Consider the following 20,302-nt stretch of genomic DNA (forward strand, 5'->3'; position numbering starts at 1 on the left):
TCTTTTCGGTAAACCGTCTTTTTCTTTTAGTAAATACCACGATATATTATTGCTCTTGTAGAAACGCGCAAGCGGCGCGTCCCTACATTAGTAGCGATAATGTGCAAAGGCTTTATTTGCTTCTGCCATCCGATGCGTTTCTTCACGCTTACGAATTGAACTACCAGTTTCGTTGGCAGCATCCATCAATTCTTGAGCGAGTCTGCCAGCCATTGTCCGACCGGGTCTAGATCTAGAAAACTGTACTAGCCAACGCAATGCCAAACTTGTGCCGCGTTCTGCACGTACTTCCATTGGGACTTGATAGGTCGCACCGCCTACTCGTCGAGCTTTTACTTCTACCAATGGCGTTGCATTCCGCACAGCTCTTTCAAACGTTTCCAATGGATCACTTCCGGTTCTTTCCCCAATATTTTTCATCGCATCATAAACAATCCGCGCGGCAAGTGATTTTTTGCCACTACGCATTACGCGACGGATCATCATGCTCACTAAGCGACTGTTATAAACAGAGTCAGGTGGAACTGGGCGCTTTTGAGTAACACCACGACGAGACATAATTCAACCTTAGATTTTTGAATTTAGCTACTAGATGATTTGTGTTTAGGCAGCGTTTCATTACTAAAAATAGCAATGACACTGACCTCTATAACTTGCTGCCCTCAACTAGACATACAAGGCGACAATAATTATATACCTTAATAGCTAATTTAATAGCTAATAAAATCCTATTAAAATGCTCCTGTCGCTGATAGCATTTTAAAAAACCCCTACATTCACAGCAAACAGGATGTAGGAGACAATAACAAGGGTAACTTGATTTCTTTGATTCTCACACTTGATTTATGGAAGCTAGCTGCTTGAACTCCAAACTGCCTGTGAATAATTACTTTCATTCAGGTCTTACATTCTAATTTACACAAATTTAAATCCCTTAGGAAACTTTGGGATTGCAACTAGCTGCCGTGAAATTGATTCTTGTGTATTTGCACCGAACCAATTCAAGTTCTGTCACCGACTTTCTTGGAACAATTAACCAGCAAACGCGATTAATCGAGCCGAAACGCGATTAATCGTGCCTTCTCTATTGTTTTGGACGTTTAGTTCCATACTTGGAACGACCTTGCTTGCGGTCTTTGACTCCGGCTGTATCTAATGTGCCACGAATAATGTGGTATCTCACGCCTGGTAAGTCCTTAACCCGACCGCCACGAATCATCACAACAGAGTGTTCTTGCAAGTTATGACCTATTCCTGGAATGTAGGCTGTGACTTCAAATCCAGATGTCAGTCTTACCCTTGCGACTTTACGCAGAGCCGAGTTCGGTTTTTTCGGTGTGGTCGTGTATACCCTGGTACAAACGCCCCGACGTTGTGGGCATTGTTTCAGAGCTGGGGACTTGGTTTTTTGACGCGCTTTTTCGCGTTCGTTACGTATTAGCTGCTGTATTGTGGGCATGAGTTACAGCGCGTGAAGCTGCTTATAGTTTAACTTTTGACAACAAACCCTGATTATATCTTTTTTAGATGTCAAGAGTCAAGGGAAATTTGTTAGTAGTTAGTGGTTATTGGTTAGTAGTTAGACCTCCACGGGCAATCGCGCTAACAAAGAGAGCATGAAAATATCAATCTTCTTACACCCCTACACCCATTTTCAAGACAGTTAACCACTAACTACTATTTACTAACCACTAACCAATAGCAAATGAATTACCACAGCCACAACTAGCATTTGCTTGAGGATTATAGAAGCGAAAAGCACCACCCATGAGATCTTCAGAATAATCAATGGTTAAGCCATTAACGTAATTAAAGCTTTCAGCATCTATGACTACTTGAATGCCCTCACATTCAAAGGTGCGATCGCCTGATGAAGCAATTTCATCAAAACACATATCATAATACCAACCAGAACAACCACCGAGTTTAACTGTCAACCGAAACAACGGATTTGGTTGCTGCTGCTTAGATTTTAATCTTTTAATCTCACTTACGGCTGCTGGACTCAGATGAATCATAGAATCGGTCTAGGAATTGAAAGCTTGATCTTAAAAATATTACATGTATTGATGAATTGTTAGTGGTTAGTAGTTAATCACTATTTCTATTTCTCTACTACATCCACCCCTCACACCCCTCACACCCCTCACACCCCTCACACCCCTCACATTCCCCACCTCCCCCCATTACTAACGCGCGGCATACAAAACCTGACAATAACAGGAGCATACCGCGCGCAATAGTTAAAGAAAAATCTTTATGCAATGAAATATGTTCTATCTCTAGATTAAAGCCAACAAATTCAGAATTTGTGAGTAAATAAATCTAGTAGGTGAGTGTTATGGCTTTAATCTTCAGTACGAGCATAATCGTCTTGGAAACGGATAATATCATCTTCGCCTAAGTATTCTCCGTTTTGTACTTCAATTAAAACTAAAGGAATTACACCAGGATTCTCCAAACGATGGGCTGTGCATTGGGGTACATATGTAGACTGATTATTGCCCAGCAACACTTCTTGTTCACCACAAACAACCTTCGCTGTGCCAGAAACAACTATCCAATGTTCGCTGCGGTGATGGTGCATTTGTAAGCTTAGCCGATGTCCAGGTTTAACTTCGATACGCTTAATTTTATAGCCGCGCCCTTCTTCCAAAACCGTAAAAGAACCCCAAGGACGCAGTTCTGTTGCTGCAACACCCCTGGCAGTAATAGCTGAAGGCAAAGGCAGCGCATTAGTTTGTGTTGTTTCTTGGTATTGAGCCATAGTTACCTCGTTTGGAGACATAACAAAACCGTTAGTACTCTTAACCATTGATGTAAAAAAATGGCGCTATGTTGCAACCGTATAAATCAGCAATCTAGCCCACACCTGCCAAACATAGCAAAATCACTGTCTAGGGTGTAATCAACGACTGCGATCGCTAACGTATCTATATCAAGTCTTCATCAAATTAGGTGGCAACTTTTAGTTAGCTTTAAATTAAGGGATAGGGGATCAGGGACAAGGGGGACAAAGGAGAAATAACTAAGTCTTCAATGCCTACTTCTCACACTCCTCCACTCCTCCCACTCCCCCCACCTCCCCACCTCCCCATTGCCCCTAATCCCCACTCCCTTGGGGGAGTGGGGGCCCCGAGTTCCCCACCTCCCCACCTCCCCACCTTCTTCAACGTGGTTGCAAGAAAATTCCTATGCCATTATGAACACGAGCTGCGGTATTGGGGAAACGATCTAGAAGTTGACCTCCTAAGTAAAGACTGGTAGAACTACCGCCGTCTAGATTTAACGCATCTACACATCCCATCTGCTGCATTAGTTGAGCGTGTTCTGCCAAGGTAGGGCCAGCACCACCAACACGACTGTGAACAGCAGCGATCATGAGGTTGCCTGTTGTAGTTTTACAAATAGCACTACGGATTGCTTTTTGGACAATAAAAGCATTACTGAATTGTTCGCCTTTGGCATTAAGGACAATTTGACGATTTTGTACTAGCAGAGGCCCTGCTCCTAAAATATGTGGGTAATTGCTAAATTCAGCAGGAGTGGTGGAACTTTCGATGCGAACTGAAGAACCAACAGGTAACAGCGAAGCCATATTTGTACCATTACCGCGTAAGGTGAGCAAATATCCGTCCACAGGAATCGGAAAAGTACTTTGATCTACTTTGCCTGCTGGTAACTGATTGATTATTTGATTTTTCTGGACTGTCAGGATAATTTCGTTGTCAGTTAAGGGAGAATAGTTCGCTCCCCATGCAGGAGTATAACGAGCTATGCCACTTTGGACATAACCACTATTGAGAGTTAAAATCGGCAATTTTTGGTTGTTAGGAGTGATTAAATTTTCCAAAAGAGCCAGACGACCCATGTAAAATTGTCCAGAATCATTCCAAGCGATCGCACCTCGGTTCAAAATTGGACTTGATAACCATTGACCATCCCGACGAATTGCCCCCAAAGGTAGGCGATTATTGCGGTTAAAATAACCACCATTAATGGCTGCGACTGCTAATTGCTGTTGTGCGGTCTGCAATAGGGGAGCAGTTCCTTCTAAAGTATTGGAGTTGGTTAAAATCGGTTTGATTTTTAAGCCGACGGTACGTGGATTAATTTCCAACCACACGACTGGAAAGCGTTCTTGACCTAGATTCACATACTGCTGACGCCAGTTTAATCCTGAAGCCCAAGTAATTGCTCGTGGTAGTAGTGTATCAGATCGAACATCAATGTGTAGGCGGTTAGGATTGGGTACAGTGCTAACTAAGGGGGCTAACCCAACGGGAACTTGTAGACGAATAATTGTTTGATTATTAACTACCTGTACTTGCTTGATTAATGGCGGGGGAGGTGGAGGGGGAACTTCTAAAGATGGAGGAGGATTTTGTTGCCCTTGATCCATCTGCTTTAATATGTTTTCTGGAAATGGCGCAGGAGTAGGAATATTTTCCACTGGAGATGGAGGAGGGGTGTAACGCTGGATTAAAACTGGATCGGCAATGCCATTTAAGGTTATTGTCCAATCTCTTGTAGTTGGAGCAGCTGGTTTGGGAACTGGGTTACTTGGGTCGTCGCTTAAAGGTTGATTTTGTTTAACTAGTGGTTCTTGGTTAACTTGCCAAGGAGTAGGACGATCTAAATTGACGGTGATGCGTTCTATTAAAGATTCTTTGGTCTGAGTAATATCTGTGATTTTGGCGTTGGGTATGGATATGACTAAGGTATTTCCCTGCACTTGCATCTGCCATCCAGATGTTTTAGCAAAATTTGTCATATCCAAGTAGCGATAGCCTCCGGCGAATGTGCTAACTAAAATCGGTGGTTTAGTCGCAGATGAATACCACTGGATTGGTTGTTTAGTAGGAATATTGCTGTTTAATAAATCTACGCCAATGAATTGTTTAATTGCGGCATCGCTGATGTAAGTTGTTAATTGCCCAGCTTTTAAACGTCGTTGTAACCATGCCCCTGGCAAGATTCGACCATTGAGAGAAATTTGATTACCATAGTATATTACCCCTTGCAAAGGAGGTGCAGGTGGTTTGGGAATCAGTGTTGGTTTTGGTTGAGTTAAATTTGGGGATTGGGTAATTTTTGTCTTGGTCTGTTTTTCCGAAGTGATTAACTTTTGAGGAACATCACTATAGGCGATCGCACTATCTCCAAGTGCTGTTAAGCACAGTACAGATAAAACCATTGGTGATGCCAAAAACTTCACAAGTCTGCTAATGTTACCAACTACAACATAACTGCGGTTGCGTTGGCAAAATTTCGATGTTTTTACCATATATGTTTAGGTATTTTTGAAAACAATCAACTCACACACAAACTAACTGAATTTTTGAGAATATCAAAAAACCATGACGTGAGTTTGGAACACGAACGTGATAATGTATATATGGACTTTTTGTCTCTTGTTAAAGCAACAAGCAATTCTGCCACTACGAAGACTGCGATTTTAAATGTGCTAAATCACAACTAGCGCTAAATAAATACATGACAGCAGTCAAAAGCTTTTAAGCTGGATCTAGGCGGACCATCCTCACTAATTACTTGCTACTTAAGTGAGGTTTAGCTAGCAGCAATACAGGTGACAAAGGGTGGTCAGTAAAAATCTAGAGAGTTACTCCAGAGATATTTAGGAATTGCCAAATGGGTATATAGTGTAATACGCTGATTTTGTTGCTGAATCAGGATCATTTGTGTCTCAAAATTTAGACAACTCAAGAATGTGATTTTTTTAGTTAAGCCGAAAAAGGCTACACAAAAGTAGTGAATTTTATTGGAAAATAAAGGGTATTGAGGAGTACATAGCTTCACGAAATAAATAAAACACTGGGTGAGCAAACGTTGTTTGCTTGACTCAGCAAAAACCCATAAGAAACGATGCATAGATTTTAACACGGGCATAGCAAATATCAGCCCGAAGTTAAAATTTTTTTTCCTTAAATTTCGGTTGTTGTGAATTTCTTCATCTGTCCATTTAGATAATTTTTCTCACTAGCAAAGACCAAATTGTTAATTCATATCGGCATTACGATGACAGGGATAGTCTATGAATAAAAAATCGGTGAATCAAGACCAGGACATGAGATTTGCGGATAATTCACAGCAGTGTACCTACCAAGGACAAAGGTGGCTAGTTGAAGAAAGAGATGCGTGTGGTGTGGGTTTTATTGCCCACCGTTTAAATCATGCTAGTCACGAAATTGTCTCAAAAGCTTTAGCAGCTTTAACTTGTCTGGAACACCGAGGTGGTTGCAGTGCTGATCAAGACTCTGGTGACGGTGCAGGAATTTTGACCGCTATTCCCTGGGAGTTGTTCCAACAAGATTTTGCCACACGGGGAATAGAACTTCCTAGTAATAATAATGTTGCTGTGGGGATGATATTCTTACCACAAAATCCCCAAGCCGCACAAAAGGCTAAAGCTGTAGTTGAGCAAGTAGCCGCTGAAGAAAAATTAACTGTACTAGGTTGGAGAGTAATACCAGTACAACCGGATTTATTGGGTATACAAGCGAAAGAAAATCAACCCCAAATCGAACAAGTTTTTTTAGTATCTGCTGATAAGAGTGGTGACGAACTAGAACGGCAATTGTATATTACCCGTCGCCTGATCGCTAAAGCCATCCGCAATCACAATCACAACTGGTCAGAAGAATTTTATATTTGTTCTCTGTCTACTCGTACAATTGTCTACAAAGGCATGGTGCGTTCAGCAGTTTTGGGAGATTTTTATCTCGATTTAAAAAACTCAGCTTATCAAAGTGCTTTTGCTGTATATCACCGTCGCTTTAGCACCAATACCATGCCCAAGTGGCCATTAGCACAACCGATGCGCCTTTTGGGTCACAACGGCGAAATCAACACCTTGTTGGGTAATATCAACTGGATGACAGCCAGACAAGCAAGTTTAGAGCATCCGTTGTGGAGCGATCGCATTGAGGAACTCAAGCCCTTTGTCAATATTAATAACAGTGATTCGGCAACCTTAGATAATGTCTTTGAGTTATTGGTTCGTTCCGGTCGTAGCCCCCTGGAAGCCCTGATGATCATGGTTCCAGAAGCCTATCAAAATCAACCATCTCTGCGTGATTACCCGGAGATTGTCGATTTCTATGAATACTACAGTGGTCTACAGGAAGCATGGGACGGGCCAGCACTTTTGGTATTTAGCGATGGTCGCAAAGTAGGCGCAACCCTAGACCGCAATGGTTTAAGACCTGCTCGTTATTGCATTACTAGAGATGACTACATCATCGTTGCTTCCGAAGCTGGGGTTGTGTCATTAGATGAAGCCAGCATCATCGAAAAAGGCAGACTTGGGCCAGGGCAAATGATTGCCGTCGATTTAGAAAGCAATGAAATCCTGAAAAACTGGGAGATCAAGCAGCGCATTGCGAAAAAACAACCCTATGGAGAATGGTTGCAGCAACATCGGCAAGAACTTAAAACTTTGGTCGATGGTCATTGGTCGTCAGTTAATGGTAACGGAGTCCACGCCAACAGACATCGAACAACCACCAATCAACAACCAACAACCAATATAGATAGACAAACCCTGCTGCGGCATCAAATTGCCTTTGGCTACACCACAGAAGATGTGGAAATGGTAATTCAGCCAATGGCCATAGATGGCAAAGAACCAACTTTCTGCATGGGTGATGATATTCCTTTAGCAGTTCTCTCAGAAAAACCCCACCTGCTGTACGACTACTTCAAGCAGCGTTTTGCCCAGGTGACAAATCCCGCTATTGACCCATTGCGGGAAAAATTGGTGATGTCGTTAAAAGTAGAACTAGGCGAACGGGGTAATTTACTAAACCCCAAACCAGAGTATGCGCGGCGGTTGAAACTAGAGTCACCAGTATTGACACAAACAGAACTCCAAGCAATTAAAAATTCTGAGTTTACGACAGCTGAGTTATCCACACTATTTACAATTGCCCAAGGCCCAGAAGAGTTAAAAGCCGCAGTCAAGTCTTTGCAAAGCAAAGCAACAGAGGCGGTGCGTGCTGGTGCGAAGATTTTAGTCCTCAGCGATCGCGCAGGCGAGGGCATTAGTTCAGAATACTCTTACATTCCTCCATTGTTGGCAGTGGGTGCAGTACACCATCACCTTATTGAGGAGGGACTGCGGATGAAAGCATCCCTGGTGGTTGATACGGCTCAATGCTGGAGTACTCATCATTTCGCTTGTTTAATTGGCTACGGCGCAGGTGCGGTTTGCCCGTACATGGCCCTAGAAACAGTGCGTGATTGGTGGGCAGATCCGAAAACACAGCAATTTATGGAGCGGGGTAAAATTGCTACCCTCACTCTTGAGCAAGCTATTGGTAACTATCGCCAAGCTGTAGAAAATGGTTTGCTGAAAATCCTCTCGAAAATGGGGATTTCTTTACTCTCTAGCTACCAAGCAGCCCAAATCTTTGAAGCGATTGGGATTGGTGGTGATCTACTGCAACTGGGTTTCAAGGGTACAACTTCCCGCATCGGTGGTTTGAGTGTAACTGACCTAGCCCAGGAAGTGTTGTCTTTCCACAGTAAGGCTTTCCCAGAACTGACAACCAAGAAGCTAGAAAACCTTGGTTTTGTTAATTATCGTCCTGGTGGCGAATATCACATGAATAGCCCCGAACTGGCGAAAGCATTACACAAGGCTGTTGATGGCAAAAACTACGACCACTACGAAGTTTATAAAAAGTATCTGCAACAAAGACCGTTAACTGCACTACGGGACTTGTTAGATTTCCAAAGCGATCGCGCTCCAATTGCGATAGAAGAAGTAGAACCAGTCAGCGAAATTGTCAAGCGCTTCTGTACAGGTGGTATGTCCTTAGGAGCATTATCACGGGAAGCCCACGAAACTTTAGCGATCGCCATGAATCGTATCGGTGGCAAATCTAATTCTGGGGAAGGCGGTGAAGATCCAGTCCGGTTCACAGTCTTGGATGATGTAGACGCTTCTGGTCATTCGCCTACCCTCGCTCACCTGAAAGGATTACGCAACGGTGATACCGCTTCCAGCGCCATTAAGCAAGTAGCATCGGGACGCTTTGGTGTCACACCAGAGTACCTGATGAGCGCTAAACAAATTGAAATTAAAATTGCCCAAGGTGCAAAACCAGGGGAAGGCGGACAACTACCAGGGAAAAAAGTCAGCCCCTACATTGCTATGCTGCGGCGCTCGAAGCCTGGTGTCACCCTGATTTCACCACCACCACACCATGATATTTATTCGATTGAAGACCTAGCACAGCTAATTTTTGATTTGCACCAAATCAACCCGAAAGCCCAAGTGTCGGTGAAACTAGTTGCAGAAATCGGCATCGGCACGATCGCAGCCGGTGTAGCGAAAGCCAACGCTGATATTATCCAGGTTTCCGGCCACGATGGTGGTACAGGCGCATCACCACTGAGTTCGATTAAACATGCTGGTTCACCGTGGGAACTCGGGTTAACAGAAGTGCATCGCGTCCTGATGGAGAATAGCTTGCGCGATCGCGTAATTCTGCGTGTAGACGGCGGGATCAAGAGTGGCTGGGATGTGATTATGGGTGCGTTGATGGGAGCAGAAGAATTCGGCTTCGGTTCCATCGCCATGATTGCCGAGGGCTGTATCATGGCCCGTATCTGTCATACCAATAATTGTCCTGTAGGTGTCGCTTCCCAGAGAGAAGAACTACGCAAGCGGTTTACGGGTATGCCAGAACACGTAGTTAATTTCTTCTACTTTATTGCCGAAGAAGTGCGAAGCTTGCTGGCAAGGCTTGGTTATCGTTCACTATTAGATCTAGTTGGACGTGCTGATTTGTTGAAAGCACGACAAGACGTGCATCTGAACAAAACCCAAGCATTGAACCTCGACTGCTTATTACAGTTACCGAGTAGCAAAACAGACCGTAGCTGGTTAGTGCATGAAGAAGTTCACAGCAATGGTGTGGTTTTGGATGATCAATTGCTTGCTGATCCTGAGATCCAAGCTGCGATTAGTAATCATACTGTTGTCACAAAAACAGTACCTGTTGTTAATACTGACAGAACTGTCGGTACACGTCTAGCAGGGGCGATCGCTTCTCAATACGGCGATGATGGCTTCCGTGGACAGATTCACCTCAACTTCCAAGGTAGTGTAGGACAAAGCTTTGGTGCTTTTAATCTACCCGGAATGATCCTCACCTTGGAAGGCGAAGCCAACGACTATGTAGGTAAGGGGATGAATGGCGGTGAAATTATTATTAAACCACCTGCGATCGCTAACTACGACTTATCACAAAACGTGATTATTGGCAATACCTGTCTCTACGGTGCTACTGGTGGGATGTTGTTTGCCAACGGTTTAGCTGGAGAACGCTTTGCTGTTCGCAACTCGAAAGGTACCGCTGTGATTGAGGGAGCAGGTGATCACTGCTGCGAGTACATGACCGGCGGGGTGGTTGTTGTCCTTGGCAAAGTCGGACGTAACGTAGGCGCTGGTATGACTGGCGGACTGGCTTACTTTTTGGATGAAGATGATAGCTTCCCAGAATTAGTCAACCGGGAAATTGTGACAATTCAGCGAGTCATGACAGCAGCTGGTGAAAAACAACTCAAAGAGTTGATCGCAGCTTATCTGCATCGCACCGAATCACCAAAGGCGAAGATGATTCTAGAAAACTGGCAAGAGTTCTTGCCTAAATTCTGGCAATTAGTTCCACCTTCTGAAGCTGATGGCCCAGAAGCGAATCCTCAACAAGAAAAGCAGTTGAGTCCAGTTTAATTTCAAAGGCAGAAGGCATTTATCGTTGTCATTCTGCCTGTGATTTTTTCATCTTCATTGAAGCTAGTAAAGGCGCAGAATTTTGCGCCTTTACTATTTTTAGTTATAGTAATTCTATTTGGTTTGTGAAATTATTGAAGAACCGCAGAGGACGCAGAGAAAAAGATAGAAGAGAATTTGACAACTGATTTAAGACTACTATAGCGATTATTATTAATAAATAATAACCATTAACGCAAAATCTATCTGCATACCCTACGGGAAGCCGATGGGCGCGTCTACATCGGTGTTTATCTGTGTGCATCTGTGTTCGGCTTAAAAAAGAAATTTTTCAAGTGTAAAACCAGAACAGGCTATCAATTAAAAATAACTACAAATAATACTTATTTATATCTAGCAAACTATTTCTTTGTATTTGCAATCAACTTATAGTTCTTATCTTGTAATTCTAATAATTCTGGAATAGTGACAAAACGATAGCCTTGTTGTCTTAATTTACTAATAATTTGTGGTAAAGCTGCTACAGTATGAGAACGATTGCCGCCGCCATCATGCATTAACACAATACTACCAGGTTTAGAAGTTTTGAGAACTCGACTCGTTAAAATAGGGGCACTTGGACGACTGTAATCTACTGAATCAACCGACCACATTATTACTGTATATTTACTGCTTTTCGCATAACTAACTAAACCATTGTGTAATATCCCACCAGGAGGTCGAAACAAAGTTGTTTTCGCACCTGTAATTCGAGATATTAATTCGGATGTATTGTCAATTTCAAAAGCTGCTGCTTGTGGATTAAAAAAGTGATACCAGTGATGCCAAGTGTGGTTACCAATGACGTGACCTTCTGCCACAATTTGTTTGCCCAAGTTAGGATAATTCTTTAGGTTCTGTCCAACAACAAAGAATGTAGCTTTAATATTATTTTCTCTTAATATATTTAGGACTTGTACAGTGTAGCCAGGCCAAGGACCATCATCAAAGGTAAGAGCGATGACTTTATCTTTAGGAGGAAGTTTTGCCTGATTAATTATTGTCCCTTGAAAACGCGATGGGATGATATAAGAAATCCCCTTGATTTTTGCCTGTTGTTGCCAACTTGCTAACATTGCAAATTTAAATTCTTTGAGACGTTTTTGAGCCCCTGTTTTGACTTCTGTGTCATTTTTATTTTCTATATTATGTTTAGTATTAATTTCAGAGGTACTCTGATTAATAGGCATAATCAAACCAATACTCAAGCTGCCGCACAGTGCAATCAGCGAAATTAGTATTCCTTGCGACCAGACAACAGACTTATTGTTTTCCACTTCATAGCTCCTTCACAGAATTAACCATTAGTCAGCTTTCTGAGGGTAATTTATAACACAGTTTTTCAGATAATTTTTAAATAGTCTACTGTTTTCTGGTAATCCTCAAAAATTCATACAGATTAACAGAAAATTAGATATAGCTCAGAGAAAATATAGAGATTTAACTGAATTCTATATAGTTTAGCTTTGGAAGGCCAATGCTTGTAATTTACTATATTTAATTAATATTTCATTATTTTCAATATTTTAAAGTATTGATTTCATACTCTATCAAAGTATATTCTACTGCTAGACTATATTTTAACCTTGAAAAAAATGTTAATTTTCTAGTCTAGTTTTGCAATTAAATTTACATAAAGCAGCTAGACGCGTATCAATCAAAATAGTTTCTTGTCTGTTTGAGATATTTAAAATTTAATCTATACCATCATCATATTGCACAGATTCTATATAGCCAACTAATTTGTTGACTAATATCTTCACTCCACTTGTAATAGAGAGATTAATTTTATTCATCTAGAGATGAATTTTGCTATAAGTCTATAATTTTAGTTATAGGCTTCACTTGATCAATGTGCAATATTATGTGTACAGCTAGTTTTAAGTAAGTCAACAAATATTATTTTAGCTATACCTGAATTTATGGACAGTTAATCCAAGTACTATTTTGATGCTAATACTTTAGTAATCTAGTCACTAAAACTATGATTTGTTGATCCCAAAACTTGGTTATTGAATTAGGAACTACAAAGTTAAGCTTTGTTAGATGTAGTACACAAACTCAGCTTTTTGCTCTCAAGTGAGGACACTAATTCCTGCTCTAGAGATAAGTGACAATTTAATTTTATATCTACTAATCTAAAGTAAACTATATTGTTTAGATCATCAAGATTACAATTAAACACATACTTATACAGTATAAATACTAAATACTGATGATTGATGCGCTATTTGAGTATGTAAATACTTTAGTAACAAATTTTAATAATATTGATTCTGAAACTAGTCATAGTTGGATGCAACTGATAACTTGCACCAACATCAACAAAAGCCAAAGCCTCTTGACTATTGTAGGTGATGCAAGATATGAAGTGTAAGACTCTATGCTTGATAACCGTCTCTAACTATGTATTTTCTTTAACCTACCCAATGGTTTTGAGCAAAGCCAATCGCAATTCTGGCCAGCAAAACAGAAAACCAGCCTATAATTAGGTATCCTTGCCGAGGATAGCGCTCCAAAAAGACACCCAGAGCTATACTCAAGGATACAATACCGTAAGCTAGACGGCTCAGGGATATCGTACCGCCAGAGACTAGTAATAAAGTAATACCACAAAAACCGTAAAAAACAGTAACCGAGGTTAATTCTTTACGTAGGCGCCATAAAAGGTAAGCACTTCCCAAAACCATGACTGCGTTTAGTAGGTTATTAATATATCGGTCATCAGCTAGTGTGAGAGAAATTGTTACCACAGTATAAAAGCTGTAAATCTTGATGACAGAACTCAACTTTTGTTGCTCGCGCCACAACAGATAACCACTGCTAACTATAACGCTAAACAACAATGGATGTAATAATTTCTGCATCCAGTTGTGCTGTCCATCTGATTTACCTAATGTGATCTCTAACAGCATATTCGACCAACCTTGCCCATCAAATCCCAAAGAAGGGCGCCATCCTTTTTGGGCATTGATAAAAGCGATCGCATCACCAAAATCAATTGCACAATACAGACTGAACAGAAGCAGGCCTATAGCTGTAGCGGCAGCAGCGAGGTAGGCGATCCTTGGACGACGTTCTCTCCAAGCTGCAAGTAAAAGGGCTGGGATTAATGCCATACCTGTAGGGCGTGTTGCTGTTGCCATTGCACCCCAAAAGGCAGTCCAGCGATATTGCTGACGATCAAAGGCACGCAAAGCTGCTGCACTTAAAAACAGATATAGCCCTTCGGTATAAATTACTGTGCCAAATAACGAGAGAGGACACCAAGCTAATACAGTAGTTGTCCATCTAGCCCTGTTTGTTCCATGATGTTCTGCAACCCAAAAGTATATGCAGTAAAGGGCTGCTAAAAAGGTGATGTTATTCACTAGTAACCCTGCTACTTCAAATGACAAGCCCAAATTCATAACACCACGAACCATGAGGGGAAACAATGGGAAAAAAGCAATGTTATGTTGACCTCCGTCATTAACAAATTCATATCCAGAAGTGGCAATGCTACGATAATGTACGCTATCCCAAGCATCAAATACTCCCAAACCAAAACTGGGTAATACTCCCTCAACAGGTTTTGGTAGGTTTGGTGCAATAAGCAACATAGCAATCCAAATAAACAATCGGCTGACTAACCAAATTGCTCCTGGAAACAGGAAATCACTTTCCCATATACTTTTTTTGATAAATATCTGAACTTGAGCCATAAGCATTTATTTTTAAACTCCTTGGTAAACGTTTTTGCTTATGGCCGCAAACAAAATATCTGTTGGCAATATTTTGTACATTTCACTCCTCCACCAAATTCAATCATCTACTGAAAAGCAATTCAAGCAATTAATATTTTTGCAGTATATATTCAGTAGTTAATGCTGAAAGGTTATTCATAATATCCTAATGATTTATATTGATAATTATGGTAGTGATATTAACGATGTTAAAAAATAAAATATTCATAATAACACTCAATTTTGATGTTATCCAGATACAAGTAGATGTGCGATCGCTAAGTTATTTTAAAACGTAGTGTTCTTCGGTTTTTGTTGAGTTTGTGTAAGTCATAGAATAATGATTATTGATATAGTCCATAAGATTTTTATCACTTTTAATTTGAGTAGTCCATCTGGTTAAGATAATTTGTTCTGGATGATATTTGTTTAATATGGCAAGCATTTCTCTAAACGTCAAATCTCTAGAGTTTATTCTTTTATAGGACATAACAGCAATTTCAGGTGGGACAATCAAATCATTGTAAAAAGCATACATAGGATTGTCTGTAAATACCCAATGAGTCAAATTTTTGTATTTCATAACCATTTGCATTAACTTTAAATTTTTGGGTACACTACCACGAGGATTAGGGTGAGTGATAATTATTAAGCCAATAAGTATGACAACTAAAGAAGCAGGTAAAACAATTTTTTTTATATTGATTATCGAAAAATTTTTCTGTAGATTTTGAGAGAATAAATTATATAATAAAGTTACCCCATAAGCAGCAAGCCAACATATAGGAATAGCAAGTAAGGGATAATAGTGATACCAAAGAGGTTGATGTTTCAGTAAAATTAATGTAGCAGTAAATAGCCAAGTCAACGGTAATAATCCATTCTTCTTTTTTTGGAAAATAATTGCCCAGATGCCAATGCCAGCGATAAATATATAATCATAATCTTGATGGCTCATGTAGTTAAGATATTGCAGATTATTAAAATTTTCTACTTTGGGATCTGGTGGTTGTTTGAGGTGGGTAAGAAGTAATTGTTCTTGATTCCAGAATTGCTGATAGAAGACTCCAATCAAGCTATAAATTAACCCTAGAGAAATTAACCATAAAGATATAGATTTTAATAAGAATAATCGATTGGTTTTAATTTCCTTGATTTTGCTATGAAAAGCTAATAACTGCAATAATATTAAAGGAATTAAAAATACAGTAAATAGTTTTATTTGTAAAGATAATGCCAAACATCCACCAGATAAAATTAAATAAAATTGATAGTAAGTTTGTTTATATCTGTATAAGCAATAAATAGCTAGCATTGCCAAAGCTAATGATGGAATGCCAATCATTACAGAAATACTTAGACGAATATATAACCAAGAAGTAAATAAGAAAAATGTTGCTACTATAGCTGCTAAATGACCTAATTCAAAAAAGACTATTTGATAAAAACACCAGATTAAGATCGCTGAAAATAAAAGCGTGAGTAAACGTGCAGCAAAGATAGAATGATCAAATAAATTTAGCCATTTTGATAAAATTACTGTAAAAAGAGGTGGTTGATCATTCCAAATTTGACTATAAAGAGAAAAGCCTTTGGAGTAAAGGACGGCTTTCATTAAATTAAAGCCTTCATCATAGTCAAATTGAAAAGTTTGTGTCATTGGCTCAAATCTCATGGCAATGACTAAACTTATAAAAAGTAATATTAGAAATAGCTGCAATACAATATTTTTTAATTTGGGCATACTCATGCCAATTGTAGGTTTAAGATAGTTGGTAGATCGAGATTTGATAAATAATTAATTATTACAGTTTGCCAGTAGTTCAAATTATTGGTTTATAGTTTAAATCTTCTAAAGATAATTAAAAAGTCTTTGAGTCAACAAATAGTGTAATTTAGTTACTAAGAAGGTGAAATTTATTTCTGGGCAGGTGATACCAAAAATGAACTAGCCTTTAGCAAACAGGAAGACAAGGAAGACAAAGAAGACAAGGGAGAAGATTTGTATCAATAATTTTGTGAAATGGTATTAGTGATTGACATAAATTTCTGACTAAATTTTATTGAGACAGCTTCACAAATAAATAAACGTCGTCGCGTTGGTAAACCAGTTGAAATAATTGATTATTTTTCAATTGATTGACTAAATTTGCAGCAAACTCTGGGTTACGAGTACCGTCTGGGTGACGCACGTTTAGCAATATATAATCAAATGGAGTGAAGCTGAAGGGCGGACCGCTAATATCATCCACAAATTGAATCATCGGACGGTGACTTAAATGTGGGGCGATGCTGTGGGTAGTGAGAACAGCACCTTTTGTCTGAACTTGAGCGATCGCTTCGGTTGTTGCTTGCCAATTATCAACTGTTCTAAGATATCGTGACCAAAAATAGCCGTATTTTCCTAATATCATAAAAGCCAATAATGCCCACAAAATTATTGCCCTTCTGGTACGCAACCATCCTTTATCAGCAGCAAGACTGGCAATTACAGCCACTATTAAAAAAGGCAGGATAGGCAAAGAATATTGATGAATTAAGTCGCGTTGGGTTGGCTTGTCGGAAAGAATATTCAAAACTAATGCTGGAATTGCACTTACCAAAGGAGTTAATTTTTTAGGTGTAAATCCCCAAATTAAAGGTGCAACTAATAATGCTAAATATTCCAGCGTCTTGAGTGAAAATATCCTCTCTAAAATAATATTTGGCTTCAGCAGAAGATTGCTAGCAATTGCGATCACAGAATCACCTAAATAGCTGTAACGTGAGACTGCTGCTACCTCACTATTACTAAAAAAAGGAATGATCACTTGGCTAGCAATTAAAAACCAACTAACGCCAGCAATCAGGGCGAATATACCGTAAAAACGCCGACGTTCAAACACCAACAACCAAAAACCCATTGCTGTTACCGTCAGCGATAACACGGCTTTACAACCCAAAATAAAAATAGTGCCAAGGCAAAACCACACTATCTTACCTAACCGTGCTGCCAAAACAACCCCTAGAAATATAGGAATTGCCATCACTTCCGGGTGAAATTCAAAGAGATTGACATTAAAAATCAATGGATACAGCAGATAAACTGCTGCCATTGCCACTGCTTGGCTTTCCTTCAATCCTGCTTGTAGGGCAAGATAATAAGTTGGTACAGCACCCAAAGCCAAAGAAACAGCTTGTACAGCTAACAACCAGTAGGCACTAGGATAAATTTTATAGAGTAAAGCCAATGGATAGACTGCCCAAGCTGCATGGTTCCCCATATGATGAAAGCCCAAAAAAGAGGAAACAGGCGGCTGTCCTTGGCTGATTAGGTAAACAACCTGATCGTAAATTCCCAGATCCAGAACTCCTGACTGATACAGTGTATGCCTAATGCTGCTGCACGCAAATAACACTAAGGCACTAATCCCAGTCATCCAACCGATAATGCCAAGCTGAAAAAGTTGTTTTTTCACTCCTCTTAAAAAGTAAAAAAGACTGTTAATGTTTTGTTAACCTAATTATTTTACGATTTTCTGGAAAGAAGACAGAAGTAAGTCGGCACAAATGTAGAGACGCGAGGAACATCGCGTCTCTACTAGTTGGGGTCGTCATTTGTCATTTGTCATTTGTCATTGGTAAGGGGTTTTAAGTATGTTTACTTTTCGTGACATAGTTATGTTTATTCTGAATCGACTTATTTAGAGATATTTAAGTTTCAATTAACTTGTTTTATCTCTAGCAGAAGAGTTTTTTACAAATAAATAAACGTCATTTTGTTGATAGTGGAGTTGAAACTGTTTAGTATTTTTGAGTTGATTGACCAAATTCATCGCAAAATCACGATTACTTAGCCAACCAGGATGACGGGTATTTAAGAGTATATATTCAAATTTCGTCAAATCTGCTGGTGGCGAATTTGCATCTGTAAACTCGATCAGTGGGCGATGGGCTAAATGAGTGGCAATTTCGGCAGTCGTATAAACACCTCCTTTGCTTTGCACTTGGGCGATCGCTTGCCGTGTTGCTTGCCAAGTATCCAATGAATCTAGATAAATTGTCCAGAAATAACCGTATTTTCCTAATGCAAAAAAAGCTACTAAAGACCAGAGAATAATTTTTCTTGGTCTTTGTATCCATCCTTGCCCAGCAGCCAGAGTTTGAATTACGACTACTAACAAAAAAGGTAAGATTGGGAGAGAATACTGATGCACTAAGTTTCTTTGTTGACTAGCATCAGCAAGAATATTCAACATCAATGTGGGAATCGCAGCGATCAGGGGTAGCAAATGTCGAGGTGCAATTCCCCAAAGGACTGGTGCAAATAGTAAAGCTAAATATTCTAGAGTATTGAGGGAGAAAAATTTTTCCAAGGCTAAGTGTGGATTGAACAGCAGATTCTGGAATATTTCAGCAAACGAATTTCCCAGGTAGCTATAGCGTGAGATATGACGAGTGACTGAGGCTGCTTCACCACCGAAAAAAGGGATGATTGCTTTGGTCGCGATCGTAAACCAAACGATACCACTGAGTAAGGCGATCGCACCATATAGCCGCCTTTTTTCAAATATCAGTAGCCAGACTCCCATTGCTGCAACTGTAAGAGATAATACTGCCTTACATGCCAATGCCAAGAAGATACTGAAACAAAACCAGCCAAATTTTGCCCAACGAGCAGCTAAAATTGCTCCTAAGAGTGCGGGTAGGGCTATGACTTCTGGGTGAAAGTCATACAGATTAATGTTAAATACCAATGGATACAACAGATAAACTACTGCGATCGCTATTGCTTGTCGCCTCGTGAGTCCAACTTGACGCGCAATATAATTGGTAAACAGCGCACCCGATGCTAAGGCAACTGCCTGCACAAGCAACAACCAGTAAACAGTAGGACAGATTTTGTAAAGTAAAGCTAATGGATAGAAAATTGTAGCTGCATGATCCCCAAGAATGTGAAACCCTAAAAACGAGGAAATTGGGGACTGTCCTTGGCTAATCAAGTAGACGGCTTGATCAAAAATTCCTAAATCCCAAGCGGCTGAGTGAAACAGCACATGTCGTAAACTGCTACACCCAAATAACACTAAGGCACTTATGCAAGTCATGAAACCAACAGCGCCAAACCGAAAAGGTAATGTTTTCACTGGTTAGTGTCTATATCTCATTTCTGGAGAGGTCTAATATACTTAGAATTTAGATCAGATGTGATTTCTAGTTTAGTTTTTCTATGATCATAATGAATTAACCCTACTCGCTAACCGCACCACCCGCACAGATCATCCTTCATCTTCCACCAAAGCTAAAGCGATCGCTATACTTTCTGTCTATTTGAGATCACTCAAATAATCACGCTTTAACTTGCGATCATTTAATCTCCCTCTATTTTTTCTTGTTCAAACAACGCATACTAGGATTGCTCAAATTTCACCACCAAATGAGTGGAGAATTTCTCTCCACTCATTGATATAGGAATCCGGTTTGATTATTGAAAAAATCTAAGTACACGTAGGGTGTGTTATCGCGTAGCGTAACGCATCAAAAACATAGAATGGTGCGTTACGCCAAGGGCTAACGCGCCCTACGTATCTTTTCAAAAATCAAATAGTAGTCCTAATAATACTGGGGTTTAATTTCACCATCGATTCAACTTGTCACTTGTGCTAACGTTGTGAATAACACGCTTAAGTGCAAATATTACAGCTTTACCTAAAATAGTCAAAAATTCAACTTTTTTGAAGACGCTATCTTCTGCTTGCCAACAACTACAGGCATCATAGAAGTTGAAGTATTAAAA

11 protein-coding genes are annotated in these 20,302 nt (G+C 40.0%); 1 reads left to right on the forward strand and 10 read right to left on the reverse strand.

Annotated elements, in window-relative coordinates:
- Window positions 1-87 precede the first annotated feature (87 nt).
- The 5 genes from rpsG to RS893_RS13550 all read right to left on the reverse strand — a co-directional run bounded on the left by rpsG (window position 88) and on the right by RS893_RS13550 (window position 5,287).
- Complete coding sequence (gene rpsG, locus RS893_RS13530) at window positions 88-558, reverse strand: 30S ribosomal protein S7 (RefSeq protein WP_102152575.1); 471 nt, start codon at window positions 556-558, stop codon at window positions 88-90.
- 526 nt (window positions 559-1,084) lie between these two features.
- On the reverse strand, window positions 1,085-1,459 hold the full coding sequence (rpsL, locus tag RS893_RS13535) for a 30S ribosomal protein S12 (RefSeq protein WP_009456043.1): 375 nt from the start codon (window positions 1,457-1,459) through the stop codon (window positions 1,085-1,087).
- A 232-nt stretch (window positions 1,460-1,691) separates the two neighbouring features.
- The gene (locus tag RS893_RS13540) at window positions 1,692-2,018 is read right to left on the reverse strand and encodes an iron-sulfur cluster assembly accessory protein (protein WP_315791618.1); all 327 of its coding nucleotides are present in this window, start codon (window positions 2,016-2,018) and stop codon (window positions 1,692-1,694) included.
- Between the two features lie 329 nt (window positions 2,019-2,347).
- Window positions 2,348-2,767 (reverse strand): phosphomannose isomerase type II C-terminal cupin domain, encoded by a 420-nt coding sequence (locus RS893_RS13545; RefSeq protein WP_315791962.1) that lies wholly within the window; start codon window positions 2,765-2,767, stop codon window positions 2,348-2,350.
- 402 nt (window positions 2,768-3,169) lie between these two features.
- Window positions 3,170-5,287 (reverse strand): phosphodiester glycosidase family protein, encoded by a 2,118-nt coding sequence (locus RS893_RS13550; protein WP_315791619.1) that lies wholly within the window; start codon window positions 5,285-5,287, stop codon window positions 3,170-3,172.
- A gap of 768 nt (window positions 5,288-6,055) precedes the next feature.
- Here RS893_RS13550 and RS893_RS13555 point away from each other — a divergent pair.
- Window positions 6,056-10,762 (forward strand): glutamate synthase-related protein, encoded by a 4,707-nt coding sequence (locus RS893_RS13555; protein WP_315791620.1) that lies wholly within the window; start codon window positions 6,056-6,058, stop codon window positions 10,760-10,762.
- A gap of 401 nt (window positions 10,763-11,163) precedes the next feature.
- Here the strand turns inward: RS893_RS13555 and RS893_RS13560 are convergent, their stop codons facing one another.
- The 5 genes from RS893_RS13560 to RS893_RS13580 form a co-directional block, all read right to left on the reverse strand.
- Window positions 11,164-12,078 (reverse strand): polysaccharide deacetylase family protein, encoded by a 915-nt coding sequence (locus tag RS893_RS13560; protein WP_315791621.1) that lies wholly within the window; start codon window positions 12,076-12,078, stop codon window positions 11,164-11,166.
- Window positions 12,079-13,218: 1,140 nt separating this feature from the next.
- Window positions 13,219-14,505, reverse strand: coding sequence for a mannosyltransferase family protein (locus RS893_RS13565; protein ID WP_315791622.1), 1,287 nt, complete (start codon window positions 14,503-14,505; stop codon window positions 13,219-13,221).
- Between the two features lie 304 nt (window positions 14,506-14,809).
- Window positions 14,810-16,270 carry an ArnT family glycosyltransferase gene (locus RS893_RS13570; protein ID WP_315791623.1) on the reverse strand — a complete coding sequence of 487 codons (1,461 nt, stop codon included), beginning with the start codon at window positions 16,268-16,270 and terminating at the stop codon, window positions 14,810-14,812.
- A 316-nt stretch (window positions 16,271-16,586) separates the two neighbouring features.
- Window positions 16,587-17,984, reverse strand: coding sequence for a DUF2079 domain-containing protein (locus RS893_RS13575; protein WP_315791624.1), 1,398 nt, complete (start codon window positions 17,982-17,984; stop codon window positions 16,587-16,589).
- A 246-nt stretch (window positions 17,985-18,230) separates the two neighbouring features.
- Window positions 18,231-19,613 carry a DUF2079 domain-containing protein gene (locus RS893_RS13580; protein ID WP_315791963.1) on the reverse strand — a complete coding sequence of 461 codons (1,383 nt, stop codon included), beginning with the start codon at window positions 19,611-19,613 and terminating at the stop codon, window positions 18,231-18,233.
- Between the last annotated feature and the right edge of the window lie 689 nt (window positions 19,614-20,302).

The organism is Fischerella sp. JS2 (assembly GCF_032393985.1).
Taxonomy (GTDB): domain Bacteria; phylum Cyanobacteriota; class Cyanobacteriia; order Cyanobacteriales; family Nostocaceae; genus Fischerella.

Excerpts from the sequence above, each read along its gene's own strand:
- rpsG (WP_102152575.1), bottom strand. The coding sequence starts at position 558 with ATGTCTCGTCGTGGTGTTACTCAAAAGCGCCCAGTTCCACCTGACTCT.
- rpsL (WP_009456043.1), bottom strand. The coding sequence starts at position 1,459 with ATGCCCACAATACAGCAGCTAATACGTAACGAACGCGAAAAAGCGCGT.
- RS893_RS13540 (WP_315791618.1), bottom strand. The coding sequence starts at position 2,018 with ATGATTCATCTGAGTCCAGCAGCCGTAAGTGAGATTAAAAGATTAAAA.
- RS893_RS13545 (WP_315791962.1), bottom strand. The coding sequence starts at position 2,767 with ATGGCTCAATACCAAGAAACAACACAAACTAATGCGCTGCCTTTGCCT.
- RS893_RS13550 (WP_315791619.1), bottom strand. The coding sequence starts at position 5,287 with ATGGTAAAAACATCGAAATTTTGCCAACGCAACCGCAGTTATGTTGTA.
- RS893_RS13555 (WP_315791620.1), top strand. The coding sequence starts at position 6,056 with ATGAATAAAAAATCGGTGAATCAAGACCAGGACATGAGATTTGCGGAT.
- RS893_RS13565 (WP_315791622.1), bottom strand. The coding sequence starts at position 14,505 with ATGGCTCAAGTTCAGATATTTATCAAAAAAAGTATATGGGAAAGTGAT.
- RS893_RS13570 (WP_315791623.1), bottom strand. The coding sequence starts at position 16,270 with ATGCCCAAATTAAAAAATATTGTATTGCAGCTATTTCTAATATTACTT.
- RS893_RS13580 (WP_315791963.1), bottom strand. The coding sequence starts at position 19,613 with ATGACTTGCATAAGTGCCTTAGTGTTATTTGGGTGTAGCAGTTTACGA.